Below are 14,730 nucleotides of genomic sequence, written 5' to 3' on the forward strand. Positions count from 1 at the left end.
GCACCTGGTCAGCAGTAGTCGCTACGGGCGGGCCGTTGCGGGCGGTAACGTCGCACGATGACCGAATGGCCGCTGGTGGGGCGCGACGAGGAGCAGGCGCTGCTGCGTCGTCTCGCTGCCGACCGCGGCCGGCCCGGCGCGGTCCTGGTGGCCCCGGCCGGTTCGGGCAAGACCCGCCTGGCCCGTGAGTTCCTGCTTTCGCTGCAACACCGGGGAATGACCACGTTCGTCGCGAGCGCGAGTCAGGCGGCCGCGGCCGTCCCCTTGGGCGCGATGGCCTCGATGCTCTCGGCGTCCGGCGGCGTCGATGCCCCGGCCGACGAACCCAGCGCCTTCATGCCGCACGCGGTGCGTCACATCGTTGCGCAGGCAGGATCGGGCCGCGTCTGTGTGCTGGTGGATGACGCCCACCTGCTGGATGTCGCCTCGGCCGCTCTGATCGCCCAGCTCGCGCAGCGCCCCGAGGTGTTCCTGCTGCTGACGCTGCGGCCACGGGAGATCGCGCCGGACGCCATCACCGGCTTGTGGAAGGACGGGCTGCTCGAACGGTTGGACATCACCGACCTTGCGCCGGCCGCACTGGAGCAGCTGCTGACCACGGTCCTGGGCGGGCCGGTGGACAGCGCCGCACTCACCACCCTCATCCAGCGAAGCCAGAACAACATGCTCTTCCTGCGCGAGTTGGTGACGGCCGGTCTGGCCGACGGGAGTTTGCGGCACGAGCACGGCCTCTGGCGGTTGGTCGGCGAGTCTGCCCCCTCCGACCGCCTCGTCGAGCTCGTGGAAGCCCGGCTCACCCGCCTCGACGGCGAGGAACGCACCCTGCTGGAACTCCTGGCGATCGGCGAGCCGCTGGGAGCTCGAGAGCTGGAGACCCTCTCCGACGTCGAGACCGCGGACCGACTGGAGGCGCTCGGTCTGGTCGCGAGCCGGAGCGACGGACAGCGCCTGGAACTACGTCTGGCGCATCCGATCTACGGAGAGGTGCTGCGCAGTCGATTGAGCGGACTGCAGTCGCGTCGTCTGGCCCGGGTGTTGGCCGAGACGGTCGAGGCGACGGGGATGCGTCGTCGCACCGACGTCCTCCGCGTTGCCACCTGGCGCCTGGCCGGGGGCGGCGGTCGGGCCGACCAGTTGCTTGCGGCCGCCGACGCCGCGCGCTGGCAGTGGGACCTGCCGCTGGCGCTGCGTCTCGCCTCCGCGGCCCGGTCGGCGGGCGCCGGGCCGGAGGCTTCGCTGCTCATGGCCGGACTGCTGCTCCTGCACGGCAAACCCGACGAGGCCGATGCGCTCCTCGCCGAGCTGTCGGCTGACGTCTCGGGACCCGACCGGGTGCGCGCCGTCCTGGAACGAGCGCGCATCGCGTACATGCGAGCCCGTCCCGAGGAGATGAAGCAACTCCTGGCGGAGGCGGAATCCCCAGATCCCGAACTGGAGGCCGCCCGACAAGGACTCGGCGTCATCAACACGCTGCTGCTCGCCGGTCCGCGGGCAGCGGTCGAGGTTCCGGTGCCGACGATCGACGAGGGTGAGACCGCGGCGATGGCCGCGGCCAGGATCGGCCGGGCGATGTGCTTCAGCCGGATGGGACAGGCGGATCTCGCCGACGCGGAGATCGACCTTGTCGAATCCAGCGCCCGCGCGGCCGGCGATCTCGGGTGGTGGCGGTTCGCCCACGAGGCGACCCTGAGCGAGATCGTGGCCAACAGCGGACGGCTGGCCGACAGCATCGAGCTGTGCCGACGTCAGTACGACGAGGGTCTGGCCCGGGGGTCCGCCGAGATGCAGCTCTTCGCGGCGTGGCAGCTCGGTGGCCACCACCTGCGAGAGGGACGGCTGGCGAAGGCCGAGAAGGTCACGCACGAGGCGATCGCGCTGTGCGAGCAGCTGGGTTACGACGTCTGTTGGGCCTACGCGACCCCACTGCTCGCGCTGATCCACGCGCTGTGTCAGCGGCCGGCCGAGGCGCGGGAGTCCCTGGCCGCGAACGAGCGCGCCGGGATCAGCCCCAACGGGTTCACGGCCGGTCTGATCGGTCAGGCGGCGGGGTGGACGGCGGTCGCCGAGGGCGACCTCCTGCAGGCCCGCGACCGGTTCATCGAGACGGCCGAGGAGGGCCGCGCCAGTGGTGACGTGCTCGCCGCCGCAGCAGCGCTGCACGGCCTGGTGCGCATCGGACACGCGCGGCAGGCCGTCGAGCCACTGTCGGAGCTCGCCGCCGAGGTCGACAACCCCTGGGTGGCGCTGTACACCCGGCACGGCGTGGCGGTGGCTGCACACGACGCCGCCGGCGTTGCGCAGGTCAGCGAGGACTTCGAAAGCATCGGCGCGCTGCTGCTCGCCGCCGAGGCCTCGGGCGATGCCAGCATGCTCTGGCAACGAGCCGGGGACTCGCGGCGCGCGGCCGGGGCGACGCGCCGGGCGGCGCTGCTGGCCGAGCAGTGCGAGGGCGCGCAGACACCCGCGTTGCAGGGCCTTTCGGTGCGTGAGCAGTTGACGCCGGCGGAGCAGGAGACCGCGCGCTACGCGGCCGCCGGCCATGCGAACAAGGCCATCGCCGAGCGGCTCGGGTTGTCGGTCCGAACCGTCGAGGCCCGGCTGCAGAGCATCTACTACAAACTCGGCATCCGCCGCCGCGAGGACCTGGCCGCCCACGTACTCGCGGGCCCGATGGACACGGTGGGCAAGGACCAGTAGCGATTACGGCTGGCCGGACCCTCGCTCCGCGGGAGCGTTCCGACCATGACCACCCGCCTGGAATCCCGGAGGACCGACCGGCAGGTGCTGCCCGGTGTCTCGGTCCCCGGACTCACCCGTTACCTGGAAGAACGACTGGGTGTTGAGGGACTTGATCTTCGCTCGGTGCGCGTGGCCGGCCAGGGCATGTCCGACGACACGATCCTCGTCGACGGGCTCGACTCCCGCGGTTCGGACTACGCGGTGGCCATTCGTCGGTACCGCCACGACGGGATCCTCCGGGCGATGACCGACCCGGAGCGCCACTTCCGGACCCTGCAGGCGCTGGAGCGGACGACCGTGCCGGCGCCGCTGCCGCTCTGGCACGACCCGGACGGCGGCGAGCTCGGAGGACCGACCATCGGGATGAGCCGCCTGGAGGGCGCGGCGCTGGTTCCGTGGTCGCCGGCCGGTCGCGACTTCCTGCGGCAGGCCGGTGAGGGCCCGCTGGGGGAGCGCTTCGTGGCGCTCCTCGCCGAGATCCACGCCCTCGACTGGAGGGGACTGGGGCTGGGAGACCGGTCCGGCCCGGGCCAGGGTGCGCGCGACCGGGTCGAGACGCTGAGGACCACGATCGAGGCACACCCCGCGCGCCCTGAGCCGCTGCTGACCTACGCCCTCGGCTGGCTGACCGCGCACGCACCGGATGCAGCCGAGACCGTGCTCGTGCACGGCGACTACCGGACCGGGAACCTGCTGTTCGGCGACCACACGATCAGCGGTGTACTGGATTGGGAACTCGCGTCCCCCGGCGATCCGATGATGGACCTCGCCTGGGTCCTCGCCCCGTCCAACCGGATGGGTTCTCCGCTCGCGAGCTACATCCTGGAGCCCGAACGCTTGGTCGCCCTGTACGAGGAGTACTCGGGCCGGGGTGTGCGGTGGGATGCCGTCCGGTTCTGGCAGGTCTACTTCCAGACGATGAACGCGGTGGGCTGGGTGAACGCCGCGCACAACGTCGCGCACGGGGTGAGCTCGGACCTACGCCTGCTCCGGTGGAGCTACACCCTTCCGACGATGCGTCAGTTGTTGCTCGATGCCTTGCGGGAGGTCTCATGATCAGCCCGGCCGCGGCGCTCAATCTGGTGCGGGAGGAGCTGCGCTCCTGCGTGCTGCCCCGCCTGGCCGAGGATGACGACTACGGGCGCTCCGTCCTCGTCGCCGCCATCGGCGTACTCGGCGAACTCGCCCCGCGGGTGATCGAGGACGACGCCTGGACAGTGGCGCCCACCGCAGAGTTGGCCCGTGCGGCGACGGCGTGGCACGCCTTGCTGCCGGCGACACTCCCCGAGCTCGGAACTCTGCCGGCTGACCCTGAGGGCCGGGCGGACGAGCGGCGGATCGAGGTGCTGGCGGCGTGCGAGGCCACCGCGGCGGCTCTCTGGACGACACCACCGGCGGGGATCGAGGACACGGATCCCCTCCTCGAGCACCTCCGCAGCGATTTCCTCGCCGCCCTGGGCAGAGACATCGCCGCCGAGTTGGCGCGCAGGTAGCGATTACTGCAGCCGGCCGCTTGCGACCGGCGTTGACTGATCCCGATGCACCGTTGACCTCCTGTGAGGATGCTCCGATGAGGACTCGCCCCTCCGCGACGACCAAGCGCCCCTCGCTGTGGCTGCGCGCCACCGCCGTCACCACGGCGGTGCTGATCGTCGGCAGCGGCTGCGGTAGCCGCGCCTCGGACACCGAGATCGCCGAGGCGCTGCGGGGCCCGAGCACCACCGGCGCCGCCGGCGCGGCGACGGTGGACACGAGTGCGGCCGGCCCGGTCGGCAGCGTCGCGGCGCCGGCAGTTCCCGACGCGGCGGCAGCACCCGGATCGACCACTGCGGGGTCGAAGGCCGGCAAACCTGCTGCTGGTGTGACCCCGGGCGGAGCGGCCACACCGAGTTCGGCGGCGGCCCCGGCGGCCACGGCGCCGAAGGTGGCCGACAAGTCCGAGGTCAAGATCGGCATGCTCGGGCCGTGGTCGGGCGTGCTGGGCGCGGTGACCGCGAGCGCGCCCAAGACCCTCCAGGCCTGGGTCGCGAACCAGAACGCCAAGGGTGGGCTCAACGGCCACCCGATCAAACTGATCGTCGCTGACGACCAGGGCGACCCGGCCACCACGCTCACCCTGGCCCGGCGTCTGGTGGAGAGCGACAAGATCCTGGCGATGGCCGGGAACATCAACCTGTTCGGGTTCCCCCAGCTCGAGAGCTACATGCGCAGCAAGAACGTTCCCATGCTCGGGGACGGCATCGACCCCGGCTGGTACTCCTCGCCGGTCTCGTTTCCCGTGACCTCGCACCTGGGCGATCAGATCCTGGCCGGACTGCAGCTCCTGGTGTCCAGCGGCACCTCCAAGATGGGGATGCTCTACTGCCTCGAAGTCGCTGCGCTCTGCACCTACTTCCGGGACAAGACGCTCGCCTCGCCGATGGGCAAGTACATCGTCCAGAACTACCAGGTCTCCCTGGTTGCGCCGAGCTACACCAGCCAGTGCCTGCGCATGAAGCAGGCGAACATCGACGCGATCTACCTGCTGATGGACACCGCCGGTGCCGCGCGCCTGGTGCAGGACTGCGCCGTGCAGGGCTTCAGGCCGAAGGTGATGTTGCTCGGCCTCGACGCCACCAAGGACATGCCGACCATCCCTGCGCTCAAGGACACCTTGGTGCCCGGGGCGACCGCGTCGCCCGCGACGGGTCAGGGACTGCCCGCCGTCGAGAACTACCGGCGCGCGATGGCGACCTACGGGCCGACCGTGGGTGAGAGCGGGACCGGGATGCTCGCCTGGGTAGCCGGCGAGATGCTGGCTCTCGCCGGCAAGAACCTCCCCGCCGCTCCGACCTCGGCGGACCTGTTCGCCGGGCTGTGGACGGTGAAGAACGAGACCCTGGGCGGGCTGACCGTCCCCCTGACCTACGCCAAGGGCAAGAACGCGGTCGCGAAGCCCTGCACGTTCCTGTGGGGCGTGGCCAACAACAAGTTCAGTGCGCCCCAGGGTGCGAAGCTCTTCTGCTGAGACCTCCACGGTAGTGGCTACTGCTGTGCGCGGGTGACCCCCGATCTAGCGTCGACGCATGGCTGAGTGGCCGCTCGTCGGGCGCGATCGAGAGATGGCGTTCATACGTGCACGCGTAGAGGATCCGACCAGTCGCGGTGTGGTTCTGGCGGCGTCGGCCGGCGTCGGCAAGAGCCGACTGGCCGCCGAACTGAGGCGCAGCGTCGCCCACGCTGGTATCCCGACGCTGGTCGCGACCGGCACCACCGGAGCGGCCCACGTGCCGCTCGGAGCGATGACGTCGGCGCTCTCGGCCCTGGGCACGATGCCGCTCCGCGGCAACGACCCGTTCACGCTCCTGCAGGACGTCGTCCAGCACGTGATCGACCAGGCCGGGTCCGAGCGGATCTTCGTCGTGGTCGACGATGCCCACCTGCTCGACAACGCCTCCGCACTGTTGCTCCAGCAGCTGGCCCAGAGCGCGGCGACGTTCCTGGTCGTGACCATCCGCAACCGCGTGCCGGCCCCGGATGCGGTGACGGCGTTGTGGAAGGACGGACTCCTCGATCGGGTCGACCTGACCGAGTTGGCGGAACCCGCGATCGAGCAGTTGCTCGGGTCGGTCCTGGGCGGACCGATCGACGGGGCCGCGCTGGCCGCGCTGACCGCCCGCAGCCAGGGAAACCTGCTGTACCTGCGCGAGCTGGTCGAGGCCGCGCGCATGGACGGGACGTTGCGCTTCGAGCACGACCTGTGGCGGATGGTCGGCCTGTCCCGGCCCTCGGCCCGCTTGGCCGAGCTGGTCCAGGCCCGGTTGGGGCGGCTGACCGCTGCCGAGCGCTGGCTGCTCGACCTGCTGGCGGTGGGCGAGCCGCTGGGGACCCGCGAACTGGACCTGCTCTCGTCGTTCGCCGTGGCCGAGCGGCTGGAGGACGTCGGCCTGATCGCCAGCCGCGATCACGGGCGACGACTGGAGCTGCGGCTGTCCCACCCGCTCTACGGTGAGGTCCTGTCCGCCCAGATGAGCGAGGAGCAGGAGCAACGGCTCTGCCGGTCGCTGGCGCAGGCTGTGGAATCCACCGGGCTCCGCCGGCACGACGACATCCTGCGGGTCGCGATGTGGCGCCTGCGCGCCGGCGGTGCGTCCCCCGACCATCTGCTGACCGCGGCCACGGCCGCCCGGTGGCGGCTCGACCTCGACGTTGCGCACCGCCTGGCTTCGGCTGCGGTCGAGGCGGGGGCCGGGTTCGAGGCCGAGCTCATGACCGCGCAGCTGCTGCTGCGGCTGGGGAAACCCGATGAGGCGGACCTTCTCTTCGCCCGCCTGTGCACCGACGAGGATCAGGCGAACCGCGTCCGCGCGACGCTGGCGCGGGTTGACATCGCGCAGGGTCGCGGGCGGCCGGAGGAGATGCGACGTCTCCTGCGCTCCCTGGGTTCCGATCTCCGCGATCCCGGCCTCCGGGCGGCCGTCGCCGCGCGCGCCTGCACGGCAGCACTGATCCTGGAAGGGCCGCGGGCCGCGCTCGACCTCCCCGTTCCTTCGTTCGGGACGGCGGATGCAGCGGCCGCCTACCCCTTCTTCGAGTCCCGCGCGATCGCGCACTCGCGCGCCGGGCAGCATCGACTCGCTGAGCAGGACCTGGCGCGGCGGGACGTCGACGGCAGCGACGAGGCACGGCTCGGTTGGTGGCAGATCCCCACCAGCACCGCCACGAATCAGCATCTCGTCTACACCGGCCGCCTCCTGGAGAGCATTGACGGCCTGCAGGAGCAGTACCGGCGGGCCGCCGAGATCGGGTCGTCCGAGATGCAGATGGCCTTCGCCTCAGCGTTGGGCCGCCGTCAGATGCAGGCCGGGCGGCTGAGCAGCGCACTCAAGCTGGTCCACGAGGCCGAGGCCCTCGCCGCCGAACTTTCCTACGACCTGGTCGGTCAGGAGTCGGCGCGGATGATCGCGCTGATCGAAGCGATGCTCGGTCGACCGGCGGCCGCGCGCCGTGCTCTCGATTCGATTGCCGGCGCGGTCACGCATGCCTTTTCCGAGGGCCTGGCCGGGGAGGCGCGGGCGTGGCTGGCCGTGGCCGAGGGCGAGACCGAACAGGGGGCCCGGATTCTGCGCGAGACGGCCGACCGCTGCCGCGCGATCGGTGACCACGTGCACGAGGCGTCGGCGCTGCACGCGCTGGTGCGGATCGGGCACGCCGCGGACGCGGCCGCGGCTCTGGAGGGGCTGCGGACCGAGATCGACGGGGTCTGGGTCGGGCTCTACGCCGATCACGCCCGCGGGGTCGTCGACGGGGATCCTGATCTGCTCGAGCGGACGGCCCGGGAATTCGAAGGGCTCGGCGCGATGCTGCTCGGCGCGGAGACCGCCGCCGATGCCCGCGCCGCCTGGCAGGCCGCCGGCGACGCCAGGCGGGAGACCGCGGCGCGCAACTACGCACTGGGGCTGGCCGAGCACTGCGAGGGCGCGCGGACGCCGGCCCTGTCCGGACTCGGCCGGCGTGAGCCCCTGACCGGGGCCGAGCTCCTGACCGCTTGGGCCGCGGCCCGCGGTGAGTCGAACAAGTCGATCGCGGCGCGCCTGCAGCTCTCCGTCCGGACCGTGGAGACCAGGCTCCAAGGGGTCTATCTGAAGCTCGGTGTCTCCGGGCGGAAGGACCTGGCCGCCGCCCTCCCGGAGGAGGCGGCGGCCGGGCCCGGCACTCTCGCGCCCTGACCGTGCGACTACGCCGCCGGAGTGGCGGACCGCTCCTCGAGGATCGTCACCTGACCGGTGTTCCCGTCGAGCTGGATGGTGGCGCCGTCGGGGATGCGCTGCATCGCGGACTCCAACTGGATCGCGGGGAAGCCGTACTCCCGCGCGAGGCAGGAGGCGTGGGCCAGCATGCCGCCGGTCTCGATGACCGCGCCGGCGATGACCAGGAACACCGGTGTCCAGCCGGGGTCGGTCGCGTGGCAGACCAGGATGTCGCCCTGGCTGAGCTTGCCGATCTCCTTGAGGCTCTTCACGACACGCGCGGTGCCGATGACCGTGCCCGGACTGGTCCCGTAGCCGTGCAGCACACCGGTGGAGTCGTCGCGGCTCTCCTGAGCGAACGTCAGTTCGCGGTTCTGCTGCAGGAAGGCCGGCCGCACCACGTCCTGGCTGTCGATGGCGTCGAAGTCCGCCTTGCGCGTCGCGATCTTCGCCTGCGTCAGCGCCAGGTTCACCCGGCCCTCCAGGAGGTCGTACACCTCGTCGAAGCCGAGGAACCAGATCTGGTCGACGCTGTTCAACAGACCACGCTGGACGAGCCGGTCCGCGAGTTCCAGGATTCCCCGCCGTAGCGAGTAGGTGGACCGGTCGATGTAGTACCGCATGTGGTCGCGGTAGACGTAGACGCGCATGATCTCCGCGTGGACGCCCTTGAAGGCCTCGGCCTTCACCGCCCCGAGGAAGTTCCCACGCAGCTTGCTGAGGACCTGGGCGTACGCGGCCTCACGGCGCCGGGTGTTCTCCTGCTCGGTCGACTCCGGGTCGTGGGTGTCGTCGGCCGTGAGGAAGGCCTTGAGCGAGTTGTAGTCGATGCTCGGGTCCTCGCAGCGACGCGGCAGGCAGATGTCCCGGTCGGCGTGCCCGCGGTGGTGGTGCACCGCCGCGAACTCGCGGTACTCCGCCAGCCAGGTCGCCCCGGTCGGGTGCGTCTGCGCCGCAGCGAAGAAGGCGCCGTCGGGGTTGTCGGCGAACAGCGCACGGAGTTCCGGATCTGCGTGCAGCTTGCGCGCCAACCGCCACAGCCAGAGGTTCTCGTCCGAGGTGGCGCTGCGCTCCGGGTTGCCGGTGACGAGCGCTCCGAAGGTCTCCGGGCCCATCCCGGCCCACTTCTCCACCATGTGGGCGAGGGAGTTCATCAGGTAGGGCGCGATCCACATCATGGAGACGTTCTGGAGGCAGAACTCGATCTCGAAATCGACGAGGTCATCGCAGTAGCGCCGTAGCGCCCGATCGGAGAGCGCACTCAGCTGATCTGCCGTCAGGCCGTCGACGCGGCTCGTGTCGCCGCTGATCTTCTCCATCATCACGTTGACGTACTGGATCGGGTTCATCGTGGGGTCGAGCAGGCTGCGGGCGTGCCACTTGAGGAAGCCGCGCACGTTCATCGGCTCCGTGGCCGCGCGCTCCTTCTCCGGCGGCGTTGCGGTCTCCAACAGGCCGTTGCGCAGGGCCCGGGGGAAGGTGCGCGCGATGATCGGTTCGGCGGCCGCGTTGTAGTAGGCCTCGCCCTTGTAGTACTTCATCCACGGGATCTTGACGAGCTCGGTCACGCCGTAGGTCTTCATCGCGAAGCTGTACATCTCGTTGAAGCACTTCGCCCGGTAGGAGTACATCATCGGCGTGATGGCCCCGGTCCAGAAGGCGTCGGACCAGGCGCGCGACCACACCGCGTCGGGGTCGGAGTACTTCTGCCAGGGCTCGAGGTCCTCGGGCCAGGCGAACGGCACCCCGGTGATGGGCCGGGACTGGAGCAGGAACAACCGCCCGTCGACCAGCGCCCACTCGATGTCCTGCGGGATCCGGTCGTAGTACTCCGTGACCCGTCGTCCCAGCTGGGCGAGCCGCGCGACCTCGGCGTCGGTGAGGCAGAACCGCGACCGGTCGACGCCGGGAACGTCGGCTTCGACCGTGCCGACCCCGGCGGCCGGGTCGCGCACCACCATGACGGCCTTCTCGCCGAGGCGCTTGGTGAGGATCTGCAGGGTGTCCGCCGCCACGACGAACTCGTCCGGCTGGGTGATCCCCGAGACGACGCCCTCGCCGAGACCCCAGGAGGCGTTGATGACCATCTCGTCCGTGGCCGCCGTCATCGGGTTCCCGGTGAACAGCACGCCCGCGACCTGGGACGGGACCATCGTCTGGACGACGATCGCGATGGCCACACCGCCGTGGTCGATCCCGTTCCTGGCCCGGTAGGCGGTGGCGCGGGCGGTCCACAGCGAGGCCCAGCACCGCTTCACCGCACTGATGACGGCATCCTCGCCGCTGATGTCCAGGTAGGTGTCGTGCTGCCCGGCGAAGGAGGCCTCGGCCAGGTCCTCCGCCGTGCCCGAGGACCGGACGGCCACGAAGGCATCCACGCCGAGACCGCCGTAGGCGGCCGCGATGGCGCCGGCGATCTCGGGCGGCACGCTCGCCGAGGTCAGCTCACTGCGCAGCTTGGTGGTCAGGTCGTCGAGACCGGACGGGTCGTCGTAGTCGAACTCCTGGCAGTACTGCTCGACGACCGCATCGAGTCCCGTCAGCCGGAGGAAGTCCCGGTACGCCGTCGTCGACACCGTGAACCCCGGCGGGACCTCGAACCCTGCCGAGGTGAGCCGTCCGAGGTTGGCACCCTTCCCGCCGACCAGGTCCTGTTCCGCGGACTCGATCGCCCGAAAATCGATGGTGTAGTTGGGCTGCGACATCGTGACCTCCACGCGAGGTGAGCTGTTCAGTTCAGCCTCACGCGGTGCGATACGACTCACAGCAGTAACCGCTACGGCCTAGGGGTGTTCGGCCATTCGATCCACGTAGCCCTCGACGAGCGCAAGGGAGCGCCGGACCGGCCCGGCCCCCATCCGCTGGAGCGTTCCGCGCCGCATCCGGTGGTCCGGCGCGTAGTGGCTCATCACGGGCCAGCGTCCCGCGTCCGGCGCTCGCCAGTCGAAGCTCTGGCCGGCGCCGCTCACGGTGACGCGCCGCGGGAATCCCGGCTCGGTGGCCTCGACGTCGTAGGCGGCCGAATCGAGTCGGCCTGTCGCGGCGAGGGGCTGTCCGTCGTGCTGGACGCAGAGTGCGCTGTAGCCGTCCCGGCCCGCCAGCAGGAGCCCGGATTCCCAGCTGCCGTCGACGAACTCGTTGGCGAAGCTGCACCAGGCCACCTGGAGCGACTCCACGTAGGGGCTGGGGAACAGCGATCGGCCCGGCAGGGTGTGGATGGCGTCGACGAACAGCACGCCGTCGACGGCGCAGTCGCGGATCCGTCCGCGGACCCGGAAGGCTCGCGAGGTGTACACGAGCGGATGGTCGCGGTGGTCGACCGAGAGGCGGCAGGCGGGACCGACCGCGTCGCCGCCGATGGCCAGGAACCCGCCCTCGGTCAGTTCGACGTCAGATCCGTTCAGGGTCAGCAGAGAGGTTCCGTCCGGTTGCCGGAAGCCCCACGAGGCGTCGCGCCGACCCGATTCCACCGGTCCGCTGTAACAGTCGGCCGCCTCGGGAGCGAGCGTGTAGTCGCCGCCCGGCGGAGCCACCATCGGGCGCGCGCTCCGGGTGACGTCGGTGAAGAACCCGCGGACCGGGAACCAACTGCTCCCGTCTTCCGCGTCCAGGATCCCGATCGTGTAGACCATCGACAGGGGGAGGTCGTTGATCGGGGCGAACAACTGCTCCGGCCTCGCGTCGATCGCCGGTGTCGCGTCGACCCGGCACTGCGCTGACTGTGGCTGTCTCACGGGGATCACTGAACCCGGGTGGGTGCCGGCGATCGACCGTAGTGACTACGCGTGCGGCCCGGCCTTCGGCGAGGAGAACCTGGTCTGACCTGCCTGTCGGCAACCGGAGGGACGTTCGTCGTGAGTGTCTTCGTCCTCGTGGAGTTCCGGGCGCGACCCGATCGGGTCGACGACCTGCTTGATCTCCTGCACCAGATCCTGCCTGATACCCGCTCGTTCGACGGGTGCAAGGAAGTCCTCGTCGAGCAGGACCTCGACGAACCCACCACGGTGTTGCTCTGCGAGCGCTGGATCTCCCGGGCGCACTTCGACGCCTACAAGGCCTGGCGGTCCGAGCGGGGAGATCTCGCCGGACTGGGTGACATCCTGGCGGGCCGTCCCTCCACCCGCTTCTTCTCGGGCCGGTCGTGCGACTGACCGGGAAGACCGCGGTCATCACCGGTGCGGCCGGGGACCTGGGGCGGGCATTGGCTCAGCGTTTCGCGGCCGAGGGTGTGGCCGGGCTCGTGCTGAGCGACCGCGACCCGGCGGCGCTGGACGCGGCCGCCGACGCCGTGGAGGGGGCGGGTACCAAGGTGTCCACCCTCGTCGCCGACGTCAGTGACCGGGCCGCCGTGGACGCCGTGGTCGACCTCGCGGCGGAGACGCACGGGCGGCTGGACGTGATGATCAACAACGCCGGCGTGCTGGGACCGACCGCCCGGATCCACCGGCAAACGGCGACCAACTGGCGACGCGTGCTCGACGTCAACTTCTTCGGCGCTCTCCACGGCGTGGAGAGCGCGCTGCGGGTCATGCGCCCCCAGCGGGGAGGCGTCATCATCAACACCGCCTCGATCGCCGGGCTGACCTCCTGGGCCTTCGCGGCCCCCTACGGGGTGAGCAAGGCGGCGGTCATCCAGCTCACCAAGGTCGCCGCCGTCGAGTACGCCGAGGACAAGGTCCGCGTGAACTGCGTGTGCCCCGGGGTGTTCCCCTCCGCCATCCACGCCGAGAACGGTGCCGAGGCGATGGCCTTGATGGCGCAGCGCCATCCTCTCGGTCTGGGGAACGCCCTGGACGTCACCGGGGCGTTCGTGTACCTGGCCGCGGACGAGAGCCGATGGACCACCGGCGCCGTTCTGACGGTCGACGGCGGCTGCACCGCTCTCTGATCCACGCCGGCTCTAGAGCAGGGTCGCCCCGCCATCGGCCAACAACATCTGGCCGGTGATGTACGACGCGAGCGGCGAGACGAGGAACGCCGCGGCGTCGCCCATCTCCTCGGTCGTTCCCCACCGGCCCAGCGGGATCCGCTCCAGTGAGGCCGCGTAGGCCGCCGGATTGTCGCGGCTCGCGGAGGTCAACTTCGTTTCGACGAGACCGGGAGCCAGGCCGTTGACGCGGATGCCGTCGCGGGCCCAGGCCTTGGCGAGTGACTTCACGAGCGTGACGAGGGCGCCCTTGCTGGCCCCGTAGGCCGGCTGCCCGGGCGTGGCGATGAAACTCGAGGTCGATCCGATGAGCAGCACAGCGGCCTCGTCCGTAGCGGCCAGCGACCGGTGGAACGCTGAGCAGCACGACATGGCGCCGACCAGGTTCACCTCGACGACGTTCCGGAAGGTCGCGATGTCGTACTCGGCACGCCGGTACGCGACGATGCCGGCGCTGTAGACGAGGACGTTCAAGGACTCCAGACGCGACGCGAGATCCGCCACGGCCGCGCCGTCGACCACGTCGAGGCGGTGATAGCTCAGCCCGTCGATGTCGTCCCCGTAGCGGGCAGCCTCTCGGGTGCCGGTGATGTGCACCGTCACGTCGGCAGCCTGCAGGCGTCGTGCAATGCCCAGCCCGATGCCGCTCGATCCGCCGACCACCAGCGCAGTTCGGCCGCCCAGTCGGAGCGTCATGCGCCCGCCGCCAGCCTCGGCGTCGCGTGGTCGAGCCCCAGCAGGTGCGGGGTCTCGTTGAGGGAGACGATCCCGCGGCGTCCGTCGCGCGCCGCCGCGACCCGGCTGAAGCTGCTGTAGGCCGGAGCGAACCAGAGCAGCTTCGCCATGCCGATCACGCCTCCGGTGTAGGCGTTGATGACGCCGGAGTGGCAGACCACCACTACCCGGCGCCGCCCGGGATTTGCGGCGGCCAGCTCGGCGAACGACTGCTCCACGCGTGCGCGGAACGCAGGCACGTCGACCTCGCCGTAGGCCTCCCCGCGCACCATCGCGTCCCAGCGTCCGTCGCGGAGCTCGCGCAGTTGCTCCACCGGGACGTACTCGGCCTGGCCATGGTCGAACTCGGCCAGGCCGGGAACGGTCACCGGGTCGATCCCGAACCGCTCCGCGATCGGCCGCGCGGTCTCGGTCGCCCGTCGCGACGGGCTCTGGACGATGACGTCCACGGCGTCCAGCGCGGGGCAGTCCGCCAACGCCTGCGCCTGCGCTCGACCGAGGGACGTCAGGCCGGGGTCGGCGGCGCCGGACTCCACCCGCATGGCTGACGGTTCGGCGTGCCTGACAATCACGAATTCCATGGGCTCATCCCACGCGGGA

General features: G+C 70.8%; 11 protein-coding genes. 7 read left to right on the plus strand and 4 right to left on the minus strand.

Features of this window, described 5'->3' with window-relative positions:
• The first annotated feature begins 57 nt into the window (after positions 1–57).
• The 5 genes from SPOPO_RS28980 (at position 58) to SPOPO_RS0110890 (ending at position 8,447) form a co-directional block, all read left to right on the plus strand.
• A complete protein-coding gene (locus SPOPO_RS28980) occupies positions 58–2,697 on the plus strand; it encodes an AAA family ATPase (protein WP_019874803.1) in 2,640 nt (879 codons plus the stop codon).
• A 45-nt stretch (positions 2,698–2,742) separates the two neighbouring features.
• Positions 2,743–3,795 (plus strand): phosphotransferase family protein, encoded by a 1,053-nt coding sequence (locus tag SPOPO_RS0110875; protein WP_084670985.1) that lies wholly within the window; start codon positions 2,743–2,745, stop codon positions 3,793–3,795.
• Entirely contained in the window at positions 3,792–4,232 is a 441-nt protein-coding gene (locus tag SPOPO_RS0110880; RefSeq protein ID WP_019874805.1) for a hypothetical protein, read from the plus strand. The genes SPOPO_RS0110875 and SPOPO_RS0110880 overlap by 4 nt, the downstream gene beginning before the upstream one ends.
• Positions 4,233–4,309: 77 nt before the next feature.
• The gene (locus SPOPO_RS0110885) at positions 4,310–5,746 is read left to right on the plus strand and encodes an ABC transporter substrate-binding protein (RefSeq protein WP_019874806.1); all 1,437 of its coding nucleotides are present in this window, start codon (positions 4,310–4,312) and stop codon (positions 5,744–5,746) included.
• A gap of 58 nt (positions 5,747–5,804) precedes the next feature.
• Complete coding sequence (locus SPOPO_RS0110890) at positions 5,805–8,447, plus strand: AAA family ATPase (RefSeq protein ID WP_156869791.1); 2,643 nt, start codon at positions 5,805–5,807, stop codon at positions 8,445–8,447.
• Between the two features lie 8 nt (positions 8,448–8,455).
• On the opposite strand, the gene SPOPO_RS0110895 is transcribed toward SPOPO_RS0110890, so the two are convergent.
• Both SPOPO_RS0110895 and SPOPO_RS0110900 read right to left on the minus strand, forming a co-directional pair.
• Positions 8,456–11,173: a PEP/pyruvate-binding domain-containing protein gene (locus SPOPO_RS0110895; RefSeq protein ID WP_156869793.1), complete on the minus strand. Its 2,718-nt coding sequence runs from the start codon at positions 11,171–11,173 to the stop codon at positions 8,456–8,458.
• Positions 11,174–11,251: 78 nt separating this feature from the next.
• Positions 11,252–12,202, minus strand: coding sequence for a hypothetical protein (locus SPOPO_RS0110900; protein WP_156869795.1), 951 nt, complete (start codon positions 12,200–12,202; stop codon positions 11,252–11,254).
• A 120-nt stretch (positions 12,203–12,322) separates the two neighbouring features.
• Here SPOPO_RS0110900 and SPOPO_RS0110910 point away from each other — a divergent pair, with 120 nt between their 5' ends.
• Positions 12,323–12,619 (plus strand): putative quinol monooxygenase, encoded by a 297-nt coding sequence (locus tag SPOPO_RS0110910; RefSeq protein ID WP_019874811.1) that lies wholly within the window; start codon positions 12,323–12,325, stop codon positions 12,617–12,619.
• On the plus strand, positions 12,610–13,356 hold the full coding sequence (locus SPOPO_RS0110915; RefSeq protein WP_019874812.1) for an SDR family NAD(P)-dependent oxidoreductase: 747 nt from the start codon (positions 12,610–12,612) through the stop codon (positions 13,354–13,356). The genes SPOPO_RS0110910 and SPOPO_RS0110915 overlap by 10 nt, the downstream gene beginning before the upstream one ends.
• A gap of 12 nt (positions 13,357–13,368) precedes the next feature.
• Here the strand turns inward: SPOPO_RS0110915 and SPOPO_RS0110920 are convergent, their stop codons facing one another.
• Both SPOPO_RS0110920 and SPOPO_RS0110925 read right to left on the minus strand, forming a co-directional pair.
• A complete protein-coding gene (locus tag SPOPO_RS0110920; protein WP_028984687.1) occupies positions 13,369–14,091 on the minus strand; it encodes an SDR family NAD(P)-dependent oxidoreductase in 723 nt (240 codons plus the stop codon).
• On the minus strand, positions 14,088–14,711 hold the full coding sequence (locus tag SPOPO_RS0110925) for a histidine phosphatase family protein (protein ID WP_028984688.1): 624 nt from the start codon (positions 14,709–14,711) through the stop codon (positions 14,088–14,090). Before SPOPO_RS0110925 ends, SPOPO_RS0110920 begins: the two co-directional genes overlap by 4 nt.
• Between the last annotated feature and the right edge of the window lie 19 nt (positions 14,712–14,730).

Origin of the sequence: Sporichthya polymorpha DSM 43042 (assembly GCF_000384115.1) — a bacterium.
Taxonomy (GTDB): domain Bacteria; phylum Actinomycetota; class Actinomycetes; order Sporichthyales; family Sporichthyaceae; genus Sporichthya; species Sporichthya polymorpha.